Origin of the sequence: Faecalibacterium sp. Marseille-Q4137 (genome assembly GCF_017377535.1) — a bacterium.
Lineage (GTDB): Bacteria > Bacillota > Clostridia > Oscillospirales > Ruminococcaceae > Faecalibacterium > Faecalibacterium duncaniae.
Genome location: NZ_JAFREK010000008.1, coordinates 61,270 through 81,186 on the forward strand (window position 1 = coordinate 61,270; position 19,917 = coordinate 81,186).

At 60.0% G+C, this 19,917-nt stretch carries 15 protein-coding genes; 11 read left to right on the top strand and 4 right to left on the bottom strand.

Going from position 1 to position 19,917, the window contains the following annotated elements:
* Positions 1 to 36 precede the first annotated feature (36 nt).
* Positions 37 to 1,992: a type I pullulanase gene (pulA, locus tag J3353_RS05185; protein WP_207684319.1), complete on the top strand. Its 1,956-nt coding sequence runs from the start codon at positions 37 to 39 to the stop codon at positions 1,990 to 1,992.
* A gap of 107 nt (positions 1,993 to 2,099) precedes the next feature.
* Here pulA and J3353_RS05190 read toward each other — a convergent pair whose 3' ends face one another.
* The gene (locus tag J3353_RS05190) at positions 2,100 to 3,509 is read right to left on the bottom strand and encodes a S1C family serine protease (protein WP_207684320.1); all 1,410 of its coding nucleotides are present in this window, start codon (positions 3,507 to 3,509) and stop codon (positions 2,100 to 2,102) included.
* A 361-nt stretch (positions 3,510 to 3,870) separates the two neighbouring features.
* Here J3353_RS05190 and J3353_RS05195 point away from each other — a divergent pair, with 361 nt between their 5' ends.
* The 3 genes from J3353_RS05195 (at position 3,871) to J3353_RS05205 (ending at position 7,765) form a co-directional block, all read left to right on the top strand.
* Positions 3,871 to 4,728: a GNAT family N-acetyltransferase gene (locus tag J3353_RS05195; protein ID WP_207684321.1), complete on the top strand. Its 858-nt coding sequence runs from the start codon at positions 3,871 to 3,873 to the stop codon at positions 4,726 to 4,728.
* A 302-nt stretch (positions 4,729 to 5,030) separates the two neighbouring features.
* Positions 5,031 to 6,635: a peptide chain release factor 3 gene (locus J3353_RS05200; protein WP_207684322.1), complete on the top strand. Its 1,605-nt coding sequence runs from the start codon at positions 5,031 to 5,033 to the stop codon at positions 6,633 to 6,635.
* A 146-nt stretch (positions 6,636 to 6,781) separates the two neighbouring features.
* Positions 6,782 to 7,765: an aldo/keto reductase gene (locus J3353_RS05205; RefSeq protein WP_207684323.1), complete on the top strand. Its 984-nt coding sequence runs from the start codon at positions 6,782 to 6,784 to the stop codon at positions 7,763 to 7,765.
* Positions 7,766 to 7,834: 69 nt separating this feature from the next.
* Here J3353_RS05205 and J3353_RS05210 read toward each other — a convergent pair whose 3' ends face one another.
* Genes J3353_RS05210 through J3353_RS05220 form a run of 3 tightly spaced genes read right to left on the bottom strand, consistent with a single transcriptional unit; the run spans position 7,835 to position 9,496 of the window.
* Entirely contained in the window at positions 7,835 to 8,083 is a 249-nt protein-coding gene (locus J3353_RS05210; protein ID WP_097769738.1) for a phage holin, read from the bottom strand.
* 16 nt (positions 8,084 to 8,099) lie between these two features.
* Positions 8,100 to 8,723 carry a GH25 family lysozyme gene (locus J3353_RS05215; protein WP_207684324.1) on the bottom strand — a complete coding sequence of 208 codons (624 nt, stop codon included), beginning with the start codon at positions 8,721 to 8,723 and terminating at the stop codon, positions 8,100 to 8,102.
* Positions 8,723 to 9,496: a hypothetical protein gene (locus tag J3353_RS05220; protein ID WP_207684325.1), complete on the bottom strand. Its 774-nt coding sequence runs from the start codon at positions 9,494 to 9,496 to the stop codon at positions 8,723 to 8,725. Before J3353_RS05220 ends, J3353_RS05215 begins: the two co-directional genes overlap by 1 nt.
* A 274-nt stretch (positions 9,497 to 9,770) precedes the next feature.
* Between J3353_RS05220 and J3353_RS05225 the strand changes: the two genes are divergently transcribed.
* From J3353_RS05225 to J3353_RS05255, 7 genes are all read left to right on the top strand, one after another.
* Positions 9,771 to 10,079, top strand: coding sequence for a hypothetical protein (locus J3353_RS05225; protein ID WP_207684326.1), 309 nt, complete (start codon positions 9,771 to 9,773; stop codon positions 10,077 to 10,079).
* A gap of 14 nt (positions 10,080 to 10,093) precedes the next feature.
* Positions 10,094 to 11,152, top strand: a complete 1,059-nt coding sequence (locus J3353_RS05230; protein ID WP_223453394.1) for a 3D domain-containing protein — start codon at positions 10,094 to 10,096, stop codon at positions 11,150 to 11,152.
* A gap of 275 nt (positions 11,153 to 11,427) precedes the next feature.
* Positions 11,428 to 13,722 carry a 1,4-alpha-glucan branching protein GlgB gene (gene glgB, locus J3353_RS05235; protein WP_207684327.1) on the top strand — a complete coding sequence of 765 codons (2,295 nt, stop codon included), beginning with the start codon at positions 11,428 to 11,430 and terminating at the stop codon, positions 13,720 to 13,722.
* A gap of 81 nt (positions 13,723 to 13,803) precedes the next feature.
* Positions 13,804 to 14,997 (top strand): glucose-1-phosphate adenylyltransferase, encoded by a 1,194-nt coding sequence (locus J3353_RS05240; protein WP_207684328.1) that lies wholly within the window; start codon positions 13,804 to 13,806, stop codon positions 14,995 to 14,997.
* Entirely contained in the window at positions 14,991 to 16,118 is a 1,128-nt protein-coding gene (glgD, locus tag J3353_RS05245) for a glucose-1-phosphate adenylyltransferase subunit GlgD (RefSeq protein WP_005930299.1), read from the top strand. Before J3353_RS05240 ends, glgD begins: the two co-directional genes overlap by 7 nt.
* A gap of 130 nt (positions 16,119 to 16,248) precedes the next feature.
* Positions 16,249 to 17,667 carry a glycogen synthase gene (locus J3353_RS05250; RefSeq protein ID WP_156065292.1) on the top strand — a complete coding sequence of 473 codons (1,419 nt, stop codon included), beginning with the start codon at positions 16,249 to 16,251 and terminating at the stop codon, positions 17,665 to 17,667.
* A 204-nt stretch (positions 17,668 to 17,871) separates the two neighbouring features.
* Positions 17,872 to 19,845: a hypothetical protein gene (locus tag J3353_RS05255; RefSeq protein WP_207684329.1), complete on the top strand. Its 1,974-nt coding sequence runs from the start codon at positions 17,872 to 17,874 to the stop codon at positions 19,843 to 19,845.
* Positions 19,846 to 19,917: the final 72 nt, after the last annotated feature.

A 19,917-nucleotide genomic window follows, 5' to 3' on the forward strand; every position in this document is an offset into this window, starting at 1 on the left:
TCGTTACACTATTGTCAAATGAAAGGATGAATTGCCATGGAGCCAAGAACACCTGCTGAATGGAAGACGCTGTTTGAGAGCGAAGCCTTTGCCCGCCAGACGGAATACTACGGCCCGCTGGGGGTGGAGTATACCCCCGCCGGGACACACCTGCGCCTGTGGGCTCCCACGGCAAAACAGGCAGCAGTGAACCTGTACCGCCGGGGCACCGGCGGGGCCTGTGTGGGCACCCTGCCCCTGCAGCAGCAGGACAAGGGTGTGTGGAGCATCTATCTGCCCGGCGACCAGCACGGAAAATACTACGATTTCACCCTTACCACCCCGTTTGGCACCTGCAATGCAGCGGACCCCTACGCCCGCGCGGCTGGGGTGAACGGGGTGCGCAGCATGATCTTTGACCCGGCCCGGGTAGACCCGCAGGGCTGGGAGCGGGATGTGCGGCCAGTGATCCCACCGGCCCGCCGCAGTGTGTGGGAGGTCAGCGTCCGGGATTTCTCGCAAGACCCGGCCAGCGGTGTGCACACAGCCTGGCGGGGCAAATTTCTGGCCTTTACCCAGCAGGGCACGACCCTGAGCAGCGACGGCATCCACCCTACCTGCCTGAATTACCTCAAACGGCTGGGGGTGAGCTATGTTCAGCTCATGCCAATCTTCGATTTTGGCAGCGTGGATGAGAGCCGCCCCCTGACCCGGCAGTATAACTGGGGCTACGACCCCACCAACTTCAATGTGCCCGATGGCAGCTACTCCACCGACCCCACCCGGGGTGAGGTGCGGGTGCGGGAGTGCAAGCAGATGATCGCGGCCCTCCATGCGGCGGGCATCGGCGTTGTAATGGACGTGGTGTATAACCACATGTACCGCTCCGACAATGTGCTGAACCGGGTGGTGCCCCTCTACTACTTCCGCCAGAACGACGACGGTTCCCTCTCCAACGGCAGCGGCTGCGGCAACGAGTTTGCCTCCGAGCGGCCCATGGCCCGGCGCTATCTCATTGATTCGGTGCTCTACTGGGCACGGGAATATCACATCGACGGCTTCCGGTTTGACCTGATGGGCCTGTATGACGTGGAGACCATGAACCTCCTCCGGGCTGAACTGGACAAACTGCCCGGCGGGCGGGATATCCTGATGTACGGTGAGCCGTGGCAGGGCGGCTGCAGCGCCCTGCACCGGTACGAGGCCAACAAGAACAACCTGAATATGCTGAACGAGCGCATCGGCATCTTTTGCGACAACACCCGGGATGCCATCAAGGGCGGCTGCTTCGATGCCCGGGAGCCGGGCTTTGTGGAGGGCAAGCCCGGGAGTTTCTGGGATATCGGTGCTTCGGTGGCAGCGTGGTGCCGCAGTGAAAAGCTGCCGCCTCACGCCCCGGGGCAGATCATCAGCTACGTTTCGGCCCACGACAACTTCACCCTGTGGGATAAGCTCCTGATGGTGCGCTACGCCCGCCCGGAGTTTGCCGCTGTGGACAAGACCGCGCTGGCCCAGAACCGGCTGGCAGCGGGCATCTACCTGACCAGCATGGGCCTGCCTTTCTGGCAGGCGGGCGAGGAGTTTGCCCGAACCAAGAAGGGGCAGGGCAACAGCTACCGCTCCAGCCCGGCCCTCAACCGGCTGGACTGGCACCGGGCCGAACAGTTCCACAGCCTTGTGGATTACTACCGCGGGCTCATTGGTCTGCGGGCGGCGTTCCCCCGGCTGGGCGCGCTGGACAAGGCCAGCCCTGCCGCCATCGAGTTCTTCCCGCTGGAACAGCCTCTTGTGGGCTGGCGGCTCCCTGCCCAGTGGGGCGACGGCGCGGCATGGAGCGCCCTGTGCGTCTACTATAACCCCACCGAGACGACGCAGGTCGTCACCCTGCCCGGCGGCAGCTGGAAGCTGCTGAGCGACGGCATCTCCTCCAGCCTGTGGCGGGGCAGCAGCCGCATCTGCACCGGCCAGACCGTCCTCCTGCCCCTGAGCGCCACCGTGTTCGGGCAGGTGTAAAAATACGGTCTGCCGTTGCTTGACAACCTGCAATTGAAAATCCCCTGACCAGTTCACGCCGGTCAGGGGATCTTTGATTTATGGATCAGGAAAAAGATTGGGGAAAATCAGGAGTTTTTCTGTGCCTGCTGGGTCTGGGCATTCTTCTCGCCCAGAGTCAGGCTGACAGTCTGCATCTGGCCTTCCCGGGCCACGGTGATGGAAAGGGTATCACCGGCGGCATGCTGCTGGATCAGGGTGCCAAGGTCGTCCTTCTGGGCGATCTCAGTGCCGTCGATGCTTACGATGCGGTCACCGGTCTTCAGACCGGCCTTGTCGGCGGGGCCGCCCTGCACAACATCCACAACGTAAACGCCGTAGGCAGTGACGTTGAGCTGTGCGGCGGTCTGGGCATCGGTCACAGCCAGATAGGTGATGCCCATGTAGGGGCGGCCGGAGACATAGCCATTCTCCAGCAGATCTTGTGCCACCTTGATGGCATCGTTGATGGGGATGGCGAAGCCCAGACCCTCCGCATCGCTGGAGGAAGACTTTGCGTTGACCAGACCGATGAGCTCACCGTTCATGTTGAACAGGCCGCCGCCGGAGTTGCCGGGACTGACAGAGGCATCCATCTGGATCAGGGACATGGTGTTGGTGGAGCTGGTGCCCTGGATGGTCACGCTGCGGTTCAGGGCGCTGACGATGCCGCTGGTCACGGTGCCGCCCAGCTCACCCAGCGGGTTGCCCACGGCCAGCACGCTCTCGCCCACGGCAAGGCTGTCGCTGTTGCCAACGGTGGCGGGGGTCAGGTCAGTGGCATCGATCTTGAGGACAGCCACGTCGCTGGTGTCATCCTCGCCTACCACGGTGGCGGGGTAATCGGTATCGCCGATGGTTACGGTGATGTTAGATGCGCCGGACACAACGTGTGCACAGGTCAGGATATAGCCGTCGGAGCTGATCACGACACCGCTGCCTGCGCCGCTCTCCACCTGGTTCTGGCCGTACCAGGACCACTGGGAGTAGACCACCTGCTCGGTGGTGATGACCACAACGCTGGGGCTGACCATCTCAGAGACCTGAGCGGTGGTCATGCCGGAAGCGGTGTTCACCGCAGAGGCAGAGCCGGAATCACTGCTGGACGTGGAGGAAGGTGCCACCTGCTGAATGACCACTTTGCCGCCTGTGTTGCCCACCTGGGCTCCCACAAAGCCGCCGACAAAGCCCATGGCTGCGGCCAGCACCAGCGCAACTGCACTGCGGGCGATATTGCCGTTTTTCCGGCGGCGCTTCTTGGGGGGCTGTTTGGGGCTTCCCTGTGCGGCCTGATACCGGGGGCCTTCCGGAGGCGGCACCGCGCCGCCATCGCTGCCGCTGTTCGGCTCGGCCTGGGGGGCAGCCTGTGCGGCCTCGCCGTAGGTGCCTGCCGTGTTGGCGGTGTTCATGCCGGAGGAGCCAACGTTGGGGTAGCCGGTCTCGCCGGTCTGGCTATGTTCAGAGGAATAATCGTATTCCCACTTGTTCTCGTTATCCATACTGGTTACTTCCTTTCTCAAAGGGAATGGTTCGGAGGGGGCGCTTCTGCCGCACCTCCTTGGAACTGTTTCTATTGTATCCGGTAATTGTGAAAAGGAATCGCTGACCGGGTGAAGAATATGTGAAATAAGGTCGCAGCGGGAAGCCTTGACAGCGGCGCGGGGGCTTGGTATTTTAAGAACGACCCTCTCAGTCATCGCTGCGCGATGCCAGCTCCCCCGAAGGGGGGAGCCAACACATCTGACAGGCGAGCAATCGCTGATTTGCAGGGGCCTTATTCGGAGCCACAATAGGCTCTCCCTTTGGGAGAGCTGTCTGCGAAAGCAGACTGAGAGGGCAAGCTCGCGAAAGGAGCAAATTATGAAACTGGAAAAGATTCCGGGCGGTTATGCCCTGTATAAAGAGAAAACCATCATTGGCACCTGCCAGGCCCGGCCCACGGAGCAGGGCGCGGACATCACTGCCCTGACCATTGTGCCGGAATGGCGGCGCAAGGGCTACGGCTCCTACCTGTTAAAAGAGGTATTGCGTAGCCTGGGCGGCTATGACAAAGAGATGGCCACGGTGTTCACGGCTCCTCTGCCTGCCGATGCGGGGGAGCTGGCTTTCTGGGCAAAGTTTGGTTTTGCGGCAGAGGGCAGCGGCCTGTGCCGCCGCCGCACCCCCGACCTGACGGCCGTGAAGCTTGTGCAGGACTTCCTCGCCGCGCGGCTGACTGACCCGGGGCTCTGCATCGATGCCACCTGCGGCAACGGGGGCGACACGGCCTTTCTCTGCCGCCTTGTGGGTGAAGGCGGCCGGGTGCTGGGCTTTGACATCCAGCCGGAAGCCATTGCCTCCACCCGGCAGAACCTTGCACGGAAGGGCCTTGCGGCAGAGCTTCACTGCGACAGCCACGCCAACCTCTTACAATATGTGCAGCCCGGCACCGTTGATGCCGTGATGTTCAACTTCGGCTGGCTGCCCGGTGCCGACCACGGGGTGTTCTCCCGCGCACAAAGCAGCATCCCGGCGCTGGAAGCCGCCCTCGAGGCTCTGCGGCCCGGCGGGGTGCTCAGCGCCATCCTGTACAGCGGCAAGGTCATCGGTTCCGACGAAAAGACCGAGATCCTTCAGTGGATGCGCTCCCGGCCCCTGAAACAGTGCACCGCCCTTGTCTGCGGTTTCGCCAATTGGGCCGATACCGCCCCCTTGCCCTGCTTCCTCCTGAAAAAATAACAAAAACTCTTGCATCTAGGTGGAATTGCTGGTAAAATATAAGTTGTGTGTAATTTTGGCATCCTTGCCCTCTCAGCCAAAGCCTGTCGGCTTTGCCAGCTCCCCCGAAGGGGGAGCCAACGCATCTGGAAGGAGAAGTGCTGCAGATCTGCAGGGCCTGTACCTGGAGCAGCAACCGGCTCTCCCTTTGGGAGAGCTGGCTGCGAAGCAGACTGAGAGGGCAAGCCAGTTTACGGAGAATCACCAATGTAACGTGAGATTGACCGAATAAAGAGCCATTCTGATTCAGGAGAAATCAATATATGACAAATCGTGAAGAGATCGAGCGCCGCCGGACGTTTGCGATCATCAGCCACCCCGATGCCGGCAAAACGACCCTGACCGAAAAGCTGCTGCTGTACGGTGGAGCCATCAATCAGGCCGGTTCCGTCAAGGGCAAGCAGAGCGCCAAGCACGCTGTGTCCGACTGGATGGACATCGAAAAGCAGCGCGGTATTTCTGTCACTTCCTCTGTCCTGCAGTTCAACTATGCAGGCAAGTGCGTGAACATTTTGGATACCCCGGGCCATCAGGACTTCTCGGAGGATACCTACCGCACCCTGATGGCAGCGGACTCCGCTGTCATGGTCATCGATGCGGCAAAGGGCGTTGAGGCCCAGACCATCAAGCTGTTCAAGGTCTGCACCCTGCGTCACATCCCCATCTTCACCTTCATCAACAAGATGGACCGCGAAGCCCGCGATCCCTTTGAGCTGATGGAAAACATCGAGGAGATCCTGGGCATCAAGACCTACCCCATGAACTGGCCCATCGGCTGCGGCAAGGAGTTCAAGGGCGTGTTTGACCGCAACACCCGCAAGGTGCTGGCTTTCTCCAGCGACGGCCGCGCCAACGGCGTGAAGAAGGTCAACGAGACCGAGGCCGAACTGGGCGATGCCGCACTGGACGAGCTGCTGACCCCCTACCTGCACCAGCAGCTGGTGGACGAGATCGAGTTGCTGGACGGCGCTGCCGAGGAATTTGACCTCGACAAGGTGCTGCGCGGTGAGCTGAGCCCAGTGTTCTTTGGCTCTGCTCTGACCAACTTCGGCGTGGAGCCCTTCCTGGAAAACTTCCTGCGGCTCACCCCCACCCCGCTGGCCCGTGTGGACAGCCTGACCGGCGAGCCGGTGGACCCCTGCCGTGACGAGTTCTCGGCCTTCATCTTCAAGATCCAGGCCAACATGAACAAGGCCCACCGTGACCGCATCGCCTTTATGCGCATCTGCTCCGGCAAGTTCGAGCGCGGCATGGAGGCTTACCACGTGCAGGAGGGCAAGAACATCAAGCTGGCCACCGGCACCCAGCTGATGGCGCAGGATCGCGCCATCGTGGATGAGGCCTACGCGGGCGATATCATCGGCCTGTTTGACCCGGGCATCTTCTCCATCGGCGACACCCTGTGCACCGGCAAAAAGAAGGTCGAGTTTGCGGGCATCCCCACCTTCTCACCGGAGCATTTTGCCCGCATCGAGCAGAAGGACACCATGAAGCGCAAGCAGTTCGTGAAGGGTATGGAGCAGATCGCCCAGGAGGGTGCCATCCAGATCTTCCGCGAAGTCGGCGGCGGCATGGAGGAAGTGGTGGTCGGCGTGGTCGGTGTGCTGCAGCTGGAAGTGCTGGAGTACCGCCTGAACACCGAGTACAACGTGGAGATCCGGATGCAGCAGCTGCCCTTTGAGCAGCTGCGCTGGGTGAAGAACGACCCCGACACCTACAACCTGCGCGACCTGGATTTGACCAGCGATACCAAGGCTGTGGAGGATATGAAGGGCAACCGTCTGCTGCTGTTCACCTCTGATTGGGCCGTCCGCTGGGCCGAGACCCACAACGACAAGCTGGAACTGAGCGAGTTCGGCAATATCTGATTGGAAAAAAGAGGGCTGCTGTGCGGAGCTGACTCGCACCGCAGTTCTCTTTTTTGTAAAAAAGCAAAAAATACAACAAAAGATGCCAGCCTCTGTATGAATGGTTCCCATTGCGGGGAACACTGCTGGCATGGAGGGAAACGTATATGGAAAACCTGAACATTGGCCGCAGCGGCATCGAAGTGCCTTTTCTGGGCATGGGCACCTGGGCCATCGGCGGCGGAAGCTGGTGGGGCGACAACGATGATGCCCTTTCGGTCAAAGCCATCCAGACTGCTGTGGAGCAGGGCATCCGGTGGATCGACACCGCGCCCATCTACGGCCTGTACCACAGCGAGACCGTGGTGGGCGAGGCCCTGAAACACATCGACCGGGACAAGGTGGTGCTCTCCACCAAATGCGGCCTGGAGTGGCGGCATGAAACGCCGGTGCTCCACAAGGTCGTGGACGGCACCGCCGTCTACCGAGACCTCTCGGCGCAGAGCATCATCGAGGACGTGGAGGACAGCCTGCGCCGCCTGGGCACCGACCACCTGGATGTGCTGTACACCCACTGGCAGAGCCCGGACCTCGGCCTCTATCCGCTGGAGGAGACCGTGGAGGCCATGATGAAGCTGAAGGAGCAGGGCAAGATCCGCGCCATTGGTGCGTCCAACGTGACGGCGGATCTCATCCGGGGCTATTGCCGGTACGGCCAGCTGGATGTCATTCAGGAGAAGTACAGCCTGCTGACCCGCCGCATCGAAAAGCAGCTCCTGCCCACCTGCAGGGAGCTGGGTGTTTCGGTGCAGGCCTACTCCCCGCTGGAGCAGGGTCTGCTCACCGGCAAGGTCACTATGGAGACCACCTTCCCCGAGGGCAGCACCCGGAACAGCAACCCCAGCTTCCAGCCCGCCCGCCGGAAGCAGGCGCTGGATCTGCTGGCCAAGTGGGGCGACCTGACCGGGAAATACGACTGCACCATGGCCCAGCTGGTCATTGCCCTGACGGCCCGGATGATCCCCGGCCTGCATGTGCTGTGCGGTGCCCGCACCCCGGAGCAGGTGCTGGACAATGCCGGTGCACTGAATATCAAACTGGATGGCGCGGATGCCGTCCGCATGAAGTGGGACGTGGATGCCATTTCCTGAGCCGGTGCTTCAGAACAAAAGCAGATAACCAAAAAGGGACGATGCCGCAACAGCATCGTCCCTTTTTGGTTATCTGTGCTCCTTCAGCTGGCAGAGGAAGTCATCGGCTTCGATGGCCTCCGGGGTGAAGGAATTGTTCTTCCACCAGCTGACCAGCGCGGTGGCAATGGTCAGGCCGGTGGAGACCAGCTGCTCCAGCTCTGCCGATTCAATGGGCAGGACACGGTGGCCGGTGGCGCTGAGCACCTGATTGGTCAGCGCCAGTGCCAGCGCCGCCGTGCGGGCCAGCGTGGCGGGAGAGATCTTGCATTTCTTCATGGGGAACTCCTTTCTTTTATAGGATGGTACGGTCGAGCCCCGCCCGGTGGAGCAGGGCGGGATAATCCTTTTCGGTGCGGCTCAGGTCCACGGGGCCGGAGATGCCGGGTACCCTGCCCCTGCTGGTGTACTGCCACATTCCGTGCCTGCGGGCCGGGCGTTTGCCCCGGTAGTCCGCCAGCCAGAGGTCGAAGGGGGCCAGTGTGTCCATGTGCAGGGCGGTATCTGCAAAATGGGTGTAGGTGTATACCATGGCGTACAGGCCCCAGTGCTCCAGCTGCCGTGCCGCCCCGGCAACAAGGGCGGAGAGCGCGTCTGGTGCCAGGGCACGCAGGCGGGCATCCTCCACGTCGATGGCAGCGGGCAGCTGAAGCCGCTTTCCCCTGAGGGCATCGTGCAGGAGGGCCAGCTCGGCATCCCGCTGTGGGGCGGTAACGGCACAGCTGTAATAGTAGACCCCCACCGGGATGCCCAGCCGGGTGCAGGCAGAGTAGTTTGTTTCAAACATGGGGTCGATGTAGGGCGTGCCGCTCCTGCTGCCCAGTGCGCGCAGCATCACGCCGTGGACCCTGCCGCTGGCTTTTACGGTATCCCAGTCTATGCGGCCCTGCCAGCGGGAGACATCCAGCACCGTGAACATCAGGTGGCCTCCAGCAGGGTCTTGAGGGCGGCGGGAGTGACGGTGTCCACCACCAGACTGCCATCGCTGCGGATGGACAGCACCCGCAGGAGGGCACCAGCCTGCGGGGCCACCGGGGCAGGCAGCGCGCCTACGTCCTGCGCGTCCAGCACCACCGCGCCGCCTTTGCCGTTGACACTGAGCAGGGTGCCGTCCTCGGGCGCAAAGGATTCGGCGCGCAGGGCGGCGCTCTCGGCGCGGGAAGCTGAGGTCGCGGCACGGCTGCCATTCAGTGCTGCCCGCTCGGCAGCATCGGCAGCGGCCTGCGCCTGCCGGGCGGCATTGGCCTCACTGGCGGCACTGTTCTGGGCCGCCTGCACCGCCGCATCGGCCTGCCCCGATACCTGGGCGATGAACTGTTCGTACACCGAGGGACTGGGCTCCTCCTCGGTGCCGTCGGTGGGCAGAATGTCGTAGACATCGTATCGGCCCGGGCGGGTGTAAGCGGTATAGCCGCTGCCGTCGGTGGCGGCCAGCATCCATTGCCCGGCGGGCCAGCCCGTGAAGCTGCGGCCCACGGGCGCGCTGTGCGCTGCATCCAGCACAAGGGGTGCGGCAAGGGTGCCGTCGCTGTGGCGGATGTGCAAGGTGACGCTGCACCCGGCCCATTCCGCAGGCAGCTGGAACACCAGCCGGTCCACGCCCTCGGCGTTCTGTGCGCCCAGGTGCAGCCGGGTGGGCTGGGCTGTGAATTCGGTGCCGCCCAGCGTGCGGGGAGTAATCTTGATCTGCATAAAAACCTTCCTTTCTTCTTTTTGACCCCATTGTACCGGTTTGCGGCAGGGCACGGAAGCGCGGTCTTTTTTTATGGCGTTTTTTACCTTTCGGCATTTTGCTGGAAGCCGGTTTTTGACAGAAACTGCGGAGAAACTCCCCGTTATTTCCGGCAGGAAAACAGCGGGGAATTTGTGCCGCAAAATGTCGGATTACGCATGATTGATGCGCCGGAATGTGCAAAAGAACCCGGCGATTTCTCCCCGGGAAACAGACTTAAAATGTTAAAAAATTATGAACAAATACGACCAATTTTTTGGGAAAATTTCAGAAGGAAACGCCCGAAATCATTCTGAATCAAGGAAAACAATGTACAGATTGCACAAAAAACTATGTGAAACAATTGTCAAGCAGAAGCGCACAGATTTGACAAATGGGCCGTCGTCTGCTAAAATAGTGCCCGCTCAACGGATCATACACACGTTGGAGCGTCTAAATTTTATTTCTCAGGAAGTAAAACGCCGTATAAAAAGACGGCCCTTTGCAGGGAAAAATGCCCTGCGCTTTGCGGGCAAAGGAAGAGCCCGCCGCATTCCAAAATGATGAAAAGAGAGGAGTTGTCTCGTATCGCTTCCGTCAAATTTCAAAAAGCATTGTCTGACCGCGCTCGTGCGGTCACACCCCGTGTGCTGGCGTTCTGCGTCATGGCAGTGAGCCTTGTGTTCACTTTGGCTGTGACCGCCGCGAATCTGCGGCTGACCTACGTCACCGACTCCGATGGTGCGCGTCAGCTGGTGGTCAGCAGTGAGACCGACCCTGCCCGCGTCATGAGCCTTTCCGGCATTGAGGCCGAAGAGGGCGACCACGTTTACTACACCGCGTTCAGCGGCAATCTTGCCACCCTGAACATTGAGCGGGCCTTCACCGTGAACATCCAGGCCGACGGCCAGGAGTACCCGGTGAAGATGGCCTTTGGCACCGTTGCCGATGCGCTGGAGCGCGCCGGCATCACCCTGGAGGCAGATGACTACACCGAGCCTGCGCTGGATCAGCTGGTCACTGTGGGCAGTGAGATCACGGTGCACCGGGTGGACTACCAGGACAAGGTGGAGACCCAGACCATCCCCTACGACACCCAGTATGTCTACACCAGCCTGTACTTCCGCAACACCGGCCGGGCCACCACCCTGCAGCATGGGGCGGAGGGTCAGCAGACCGTGACCACCCGCGAAAAGTATGTGGACGGCGAGCTGGAAAACAGCATGGTGGTGGATGTGACCACCACGGTGGAGCCCACCGACCATGTCATCAAGACCTATGGTGCCGGTGCGCCCGTTTCTCCCCTGACCGGGCCGGACGGCACCACCAACGCCCCCGCCTCGTACAGCCAGGTCCTCACCGGCAAGGCCACGGGCTATTATTCCCGCACGGGCAAGGGCTCGTCGGGCCTGGGCCTGGGCTACGGCACCGTTGCCGTTGACCCCAGCGTCATCCCCTATGGCACGCTGCTGTACATCACTTCCACGGACGGCAGCTTTGTTTACGGTTATGCCGTTGCCACCGACACCGGTATCGCGGTGCAGAAGGGCCAGATCCTGGTGGACCTGTTCTATGAGACCTACGCAGAGTCGGTCATCAACGGAGCCATTCAGGTCAACGTTTACGTTGTAGGCTGAACCGCATAGCACACGGAAAATTTGAAAAAGCACCCGCTTCAGTTTCCTGGATTTGCAGGAAAAATGAGGCGGGTTTTTCTTTTTGCCCTATATTCTGTAAAGTTTGCCGAGAATTCTTGTGTAAAATTGGATAAGTTGACCACAATGAAAAAATATTGACGAAAAGATTATAGTAGATTTTGACGGAAAGCCCTTGAAAAATCGGACAAAATTCTTTAATATAAGAGAGTACAAAGGTATAGGCTCACTGCGGCCTGTACGGGGAGGAGCTGTTTATGAGACCGAAGGAAGAAAAGATCCAGAAAGATCCCTCGGATCTGCCGATTTATCTGTTCAAGCAGGGCAACAACTGCGAAGCATACCGTTACTTTGGTGCACACCTTGAGACCCGCGCCGGAGAGTCCGGTGTGGTGTTCCGTGTTTGGGCACCCCATGCAGCCGCCATCAGTGTGGTGGGCGATTTCAACAGCTGGAAGCCGGGCAGCCACCCGATGCGTAAAGTGGATGGGGATTCTGTCTGGGAGCTGTTCATCCCCGGCGTAAAGGAATACGATGTCTACAAGTACTGTGTGACCACCCGGGGCGGCGACCTGATCTACAAGGCCGACCCCTATGCGTTCCACGCGGAGACCCGGCCCTCCAACGGCAGCAAGGTCTACGATATCACCGGCTTTGCCTGGCACGATGATGCCTGGCAGACTGCTCAGAAAAAGGCGGACGTGATCAACGGCCCGATGAACATCTACGAGATGCACGCGGGCAGCTGGAAGCTGAAGGACGAGAAGGTTCCCTATAATTATTCCGAGCTGGCCGACGAGCTGATCCCCTACATCCGGGAGATGGGCTACACCCATGTGGAGCTTCTGCCCGTGATGGAGTATCCCTTCGACGGCAGCTGGGGCTACCAGGTCACGGGCTATTTTGCCCCCACCAGCCGCTACGGCACCCCCAAGGACTTCATGGCCTTTGTGGACAAGATGCATGAGGCCGGCATCGGTGTCATCATGGACTGGGTGCCCGCCCACTTCCCGAAGGATGGCTTCGGCCTGTACAACTTTGACGGAGAAGCCTGCTACGAGGACCCCAACCCCAAGCGCGGCGAGCACAAGGAGTGGGGCACCATGGTGTTCGACTTCGGCCGCAGCGAGGTGCAGAGCTTCCTGATCTCCAGCGCCCTGTACTGGCTGGAGCAGTATCACATCGATGGTCTGCGCGTGGATGCCGTGGCCTCCATGCTGTATCTGGATTACAACCGCAAGCAGGGCGAATGGGAGCCCAATAAGAATGGCGGCAAGGAGAACCTGGAAGCAGTTGCTTTCCTGCGCAAGCTGAACGATACGGTTCTGGGCCGCCACCCCCACAAGTGCATGATCGCGGAGGAGTCCACCGCATGGCCCATGGTCACCAAACCGGCCAGCGACGGCGGCCTGGGCTTCAACTTCAAGTGGAACATGGGCTGGATGAACGACATGCTCAGCTACATGAAGACCGACCCGCTCTTCCGCGCGGGCAACCACAACAAGGTCACCTTCAGCTTCTTCTATGCCTTCAGCGAAAACTTTGTGCTGCCCATCAGCCACGATGAAGTAGTGCACGGCAAGGGCAGCCTGATCAACAAGATGCCGGGCGAGTACGAGGCTAAGTTTGCCAACCTGCGCACCTTCTTCGGCTACATGATGGCCCACCCCGGCAAGAAGCTGCTGTTCATGGGGCAGGAGTTTGGCCAGTTCACGGAGTGGAACGAGGAAAAGCAGCTGGATTGGATGCTGCTGGACTACGACAAGCACACCGAGCTGCAGAACTACGTCAAGACCCTGAACGCCTTCTATAAAGAGCACCCCGCCTTCTGGCAGATCGATTACAGCTGGGAGGGCTTCCAGTGGATCGTGCCCGATGACTCCAAGCAGAGCGTGGTCGCCTTCCTGCGCAAGGACGCAAACGGCAAGCAGATCCTGGTGGTCTGCAACTTCAACCCCGTCCTGCGCGAGGGCTATGCCCTGGGCGCACCCGTGGCAGGTACATACAAGGAAGTGCTGAACAGCGATGACGAGGCCTTCGGCGGTTCCGGCGCGGTCCATAACAAGTCCGTGCGCACCCACAAGAAGCCCCTGCATGGCTTTGAGCAGAGCATTACCATCACCCTGCCGCCCATGAGCACCCTGTATTTTGAGGTGCCCACCAAGCGCACCCGCAAGGCAGCAGATCCGGCCAAGACGGCCCAGACCGTGAAAAAGACCGCTGCCAAAAAGACAGCCGCCAAGACCACGAAGACCGCCAAGGCTGAGCCTGCCGTGAAGGAGGAAAAGCCCAAGAAGACCTCCACCCGCAAGGTAAAGGCAGAAGCGGAACCTGCACCGGAAAAGGCCCCGGCCAAGCGCGGCCGGAAGCCCAAGGCAGAAGCCGCTGCCGCACCCGAAGCAGCACCCGCCAAGCGGGGCCGCAAACCCAAAGCAGCACCCGCCAAGCGGGGCCGCAAACCCAAAGCCGAGCCCGCTGAAGCTGCCCCCGCGGCAGCCGAAAAGCCTGCCCGCAAGCCCCGCGCCAAAAAGGCCGCCAAGACCGAGGAGTGACCGGGGCGCATCCGCACAACACAGTCAAACCATTTCCAAATCCAATAAATCCGGAAATGTGTAAAAGGGGAGAATAAAGCTATGGCAAAAGAAATTGTGGCAATGATCCTTGCCGGCGGACGTGGCTCGCGCTTGTACGCGCTGACACAGAAAACGGCAAAACCTGCAGTGGGGTTCGGCGGCAAATACCGCATCGTGGACTTCCCGCTGTCCAACTGCGTCAACTCCAATATTGATACTGTGGGCATCGCAACCCAGTATCAGCCCCAGAAGCTGAACGAGTACATCGGCAACGGCCAGCCTTGGGATCTGGACCGCCTGTACGGCGGCGTGCACACCCTGCCCCCCTACGAGCAGGCAAAGGGCACCGACTGGTACAAGGGCACTGCAAACGCCATCTACCAGAACATCAGCTTCATCGACAGCTATGATCCCGAGTACGTCATCATCCTGTCCGGTGACCAGATCTGCAAGCAGGACTACGCCGACTTCCTGCGCTTCCACAAGGAAAAGGGCGCGGAGTTCTCCGTGGCTGTCATGGAGGTCGATTGGAAGGAAGCTTCCCGCTTCGGTCTGATGGTGGCAGACGAGAACGATAAGATCACCGAGTTCCAGGAGAAGCCCCCGGTTCCCAAGTCCAACCTGGCTTCCATGGGCATCTACATCTTCAACTGGGATGTGCTGAAGAAGTACCTGGAAGAGGACGAGGCTGATCCCAACTCCAAGAACGACTTTGGCATGAACATCATCCCCGCTCTGCTGCGGGATGGCCGCAAGATGTATGCTTACCACTTCAACGGCTACTGGCGTGACGTGGGCACCATCGACAGCCTGTGGGAAGCCAACATGGAAGTGCTGGACCCCGAAAACTCCGGCATTGATATCTTCGACAAGAAGTGGAAGATCTACAGCCGCAACCCCGTGCTGCCCGCCCAGAAGATCGGCCCCCGCGCCGTGGTGCAGGATTCCCTCATCACCGAGGGCTGCCAGATCTATGGCCGCGTCAAGCACTCTGTCCTGAGCGCAGGCGTTACCGTGGAAGAGGGTGCTACCGTTGAGGATGCTGTCCTGATGGATGGCGTTGTGGTCAAGGCAGGTGCCGTGGTCAAGCGCTGCATCCTGGCTGAGGACGTTGTGGTGGGCGCCGGTGCCAAGATCGGCGGCGAGGGCCCCATTGCACACGTGGGTACCGGCCTTACCGTTGGCGCAGGCGCTACCGTAAAAGAGGGTGCCAAAGTATTTGATTCCGTCAAGGAGGGCGAGGAAGTATGCTGAGCCAGAACAACAATGCGTTGGGCATCATTTTCCCCAACAGCTATGATAACACCGTACCGGAGCTTGTGACTGAGCGCACCATGGCTTCGATCCCCTTTGCAGGCCGTTACCGCATGGTGGACTTTATGCTGTCCAGCATGGCAAACTGCGGCATCTCCAATGTCTCCATCGTGGTGCGCAAGAACTACCACTCCCTGATGGATCATCTGGGCACCGGCCGTGAGTGGGATATGGCCCGCCGTCACGGCGGCCTGAACATCGTGCCTCCCTTTGCAGAAAAGGGTGTGCGCATTTATTCCGGCCGTGTGGAGGCTCTGGGCTCCATCCTGAGCTACCTGGAGAACCAGAAGGAGAAGTACGTTGTGATGAGCGATGCCAACATCGCCATCAACTACGATTTCAACGCCCTGCTGGCTGCCCATCAGGCAAGCGGCGCGGATGTGACCATCGCCTACCAGAAGACTGAGATCCCCGAGGGCCGCAAGAACGACAACTACACCCTGACTGTGGATGCCGATGGCCGTGTGACCGAGCTGCTGTTCAACGATTACCGCCCCGGTGTCCAGAACCTGGACCTGAACATCTACGTTCTGGAGCGCGAGACCCTGATCAAGCTGGTCAAGGATGCGACCTCCCGCGGCCTGATCTACTTTGAGCGTGACATCCTGGCCCACAACGTCAACATCCTGAACATCCGTGCGCTGGAGTACACCGGCTATGTGGCCCATGTCTGCGACATGAAGAGCTACTTTGATGAGAACCTCAAGCTCATCGATGAGAAGAACCTGAACGCTCTGTTCCCCAAGGAGAGCCCTGTCTACACCAAGATCCGTGATGACAACCCCGTGCGCTACGTCAACGGCTCTTCCGTCAGCAATTCCCTGCTGGCCGATGGCTGTGTCATCGAGGGCACCGTGGAGAACTGTGTGCTGTTCCGCGGCGTTCGCGTCAAGAAGGGTGCTGTGGTCAGAAACTGTGTCCTGATGCAGGATACCGTTGTGGAACCAGGCGCTCAGCTGGACTGCGTTGTCACCGATAAGAATGTGCGTGTGACCGCCGACAAGAAGCTCTCCGGTACCGAGAGCTTCCCGGTCTATGTTCAGAAGAACCACACCGTCTGAGCCTGATACACTGAAACTTTCACAGGGGCGGCTCCCCTCCCCGGTAGCCCCTCTCAAAGAGGGGCGGGGGCCTTTGCGCCCCCGCCCGCTCTTTGTGTATCCGCCCTTTTTTCTGGAAAGGAGAAATACTATGAAGATCCTGTATGCCGCTTCGGAAGCGACCCCCTTTGCCAAGTCCGGCGGTCTGGCCGACGTGGCAGGCTCCCTGCCCAAGGCTCTGGTCAAGGACGGCGTGGATGCCCGCGTCATCATGCCGCTGTACGGCGACCTGAAAATGCGCGATAAGCTGGAGTATGTCACCAACTACTCGGTGCCCGTGGGCTGGCGCAGCCAGTACTGCGGCCTGTTCAAGGCTGAGGTCAACGGCGTGACCTACTACTTCCTGGACAACGAGTATTACTTCAAGCGCCGCGGCCTGTACGGCTTCTACGATGACGGCGAGCGCTTCGCTTTCTTCTCCCGCGCTGTGCTGGAGACCCTGTTCTACATCGACTTCACTCCCGATATCATCAACTGCAACGACTGGCAGACCGCACTGGTTCCCGTTTACCTGAACCTGTACTACCGCCATCTGGATAAGTTCAACCGGATCAAGACCATCTTCACCATCCACAACATCGCATATCAGGGCAAGTACGGCACCGATATCCTGGAGGACACCTGCGGCATCGGCCACCGTGACCAGCACATCGTGGAGTACGATGGCTGCGCCAACTTTATGAAGGGTGCCTTTGAGACGGCAGATAAGATCACCACCGTCAGCCCCACCTACGCACAGGAGATCCTGGACCCCTGGTTCAGCTACGGTCTGGATGCCCTGCTGCGGGAAAAGCAGTATAAGCTCTGCGGCATCCTGAACGGCATCGATATGGAGGCCAATAACCCCGCCACCGACCCCAAGATCCCCTTTAACTACGATGTCACCAACTTTGAAGAGGGCAAGGCAAAGTGCAAGGAGGCCCTGCAGGACAAGTTTGGCCTGCACAAGGATGGCAGCCCCGTTTTTGCCATGGTCAGCCGTATGGTCGGCATGAAGGGCTTTGACCTGGTGCAGAGCGTTGCCGACGGTCTGGTGGACCGCGGCATCGAGCTGGTCATTCTGGGCAGCGGCGAGAACCAGTACGAGACCTTCTTCTCTGACCTGTGCGCCCGTCACCCGGGCCGCGTGGGCACCTACATCGGGTTTGAGCCCGCCCTGTCTCAGGAGATCTACGCCGGTGCAGACGTGTTCATCATGCCTTCCAAGAGCGAGCCCTGCGGCCTGGCACAGATGGTGGCCTGCCGCTACGGCACGCCTCCCATCGTCCGCGAGACCGGCGGCCTGCGGGATTCCATCCATGACTGCACGCTGGGCGAGGGCAATGGCTTTACCTTTGCCGGTTACAGCGCCCATGAGCTGTACGATGCCTGCTGCCGTGCACAGGATCGCTACTACAACAAAGAGGACTGGCACAACCTCGTCAAGCACGACATGGAATGCGATTTCAGCTGGGACCTCTCCGCCAAGAGCTACGAGGGCCTGTATAACGAGACCGCAAACCTCTGGTAAATCATTTTCAAAAGTCTGCCTTTTGCCGCCCGGTTCGCAGGAGCCGGGCGGCTTTTTTGCGGACTTCCACACATATTTTACAAGGATCATCCGCAAAAAGCAGCAAGGCACCTTTGCGCTTCCGGCAGGACTGTGCTACAATGAAGAACATTGACAGCTCTTTCCTGTTTTTGAAGAAATGGCAGAGTAGATAAGGAGAACGATATGAACTGGAAACGTGTCATCAGCGGCGTGCTGGCAGCAGTGATGCTGTCCGCTCTGCCGGTGCAGCTTCTGGTGTCGGCAGAAGGCACGGAGGCGGTCGGGCAGGCCGATGGCTGGGAGGAACTGACCACTCTGGAACCTCTCGACGAATGCAACACTTTCTTTTACAGCAAGGACGACCAGACGTTTGAGAAGATCACCCACCCGGAAAAGGATGTCAAAACCGCAGATGGCATCGTGGACTATCTGGGAGACAGCGCGGTGGCGGTGGTGACTGACCCGGAGGATGCCGCCTACAACGCCGGTGACCGGGGTCAGAACTACGCATGGTCAGCGGTCGGCTACGGCGACTGGCTGTATGTGGGCACCTGCTACGCCGCCATCGGCAACACCCTCTCCCTGATGAAGAGTAGTCTGGGCGACGAATACGACGACAAGGTGCTTGCCGCCACCTTCGATGCCCTTTACAACGGCACTTTCTTTCTGACCGAGGAGGATGGCGGCCGGCCCAAGGGCGTGCTGGTGAAGATCAACACCAGGACCGGCGAGACCAAGGTGTTGATGTCCGGCTCCTACAACGGTTACACACCCCTGTTCCGTAACGCATTGGAGTATCACGGCAAGCTGTACTTCTGCGGCAGTGTGGGCGGCGGCGGCATCGGCTTTCTGCCCAGCATCTGGCAGGTAGACCCCGCCACCGATGTGTGCAAGCCGGTGTATATCGGTCTGAACAGTGTGCAGGATTATGCCGCAGCCTACCAGCAGGGCATCTCCGTGGGCATCCGCGGGATGTGTGTCTACAAGGATCAGCTGGTCATCAGCAACGTGACCATGGATGCCGCCACCGGCAAGAGCAGCGCCGCCCTGCTGATCTCCTCCGACCCGGAAAAGGGTTTTACCCAGATCGCGGATTCCGACAGCCTGTTCAACTACCCCGCCTATCACTACGCCGACAGCATCTACGGCGGCAGCATCTGGGATATGGCTGAGTTCAACGGCCGCCTGTATGTGTCCATCTGCACCGGCACCGAGGACAATATGCCGGACGACAACACCATGCAGTCTTTTGCACTGGTGCGGGGGGACCAGGATGCGGACGGCACCTTCACATGGACACCCGTGGCAGGCGATCAGGAAAAGGACGGTGCCCGCTACACCTTCGGCATCGACCCGGAGCGCACCCGCTCCGGTGCGGCGAACCTGATCGTGTACAACGACCACCTCTATATTGGTGAGTACAACGATGAGGAGATCGCGCTGGAGCGCATCCTTTTCGCCAAGACCGGCAAGAACGCCAACGGTCAGTTTGGCGGCGGACTGGACTGCCGATTCATCAACGCCAATCTGGAGCAGTCGGTGAACCTGTACCGCATGGACAGGGACGAGAACATGGAGCTTGTGGTGGGCAATGCCACCAAGATGTTCCCCTCCGGCAGCCTTTCTGGTTTAAAGTCCGGCTTTGGGCGCAGCGAGAACCAGTACATCTGGCGGATGCAGGTGTACGATGGCAAGCTGTATGTGGGCACCTTTGACACCAGCAGTATGCTGGAGTGCATTGGTCAGTTCGTCAACGGCAACCTGCTGACGCGCACCCCCGCGCAGTGGAAGACCCAGTGGGACTACCTCAAGACCCTGATGAAGGCACTGCAGGAGACGGATCCCGACGGCAACGGGAATCCCGACACGCTGGCCCAGACCATCAAGTTTTCCTACAAATTCGTGTTCAAGAACATCACGATCGGCAACATCGCCAGTGCCATCCGGCTGCTCAACTACCTGCGCAAGGCAGAACAGGGCTTTGACCTGTATGTTTCGGAGGACGGCGTGAACTTCCAGACCATCACAGTGGACGGCTTTGGAGACCCCTACAACCATGGTCTGCGGGTATTCGCCACCACCGACCAGGGCCTGTGCCTTGGTACTGCCAATCCCTTCTACGGCACGCAGGTGTGGATCAAGCGCAAGGACAGCTGACCCCCGCACTTCCAGGATAACGCCGCCCGGCTCTCAAATGAGCTGGGCGGTTTTTGCGTTTTGCACAAGAAA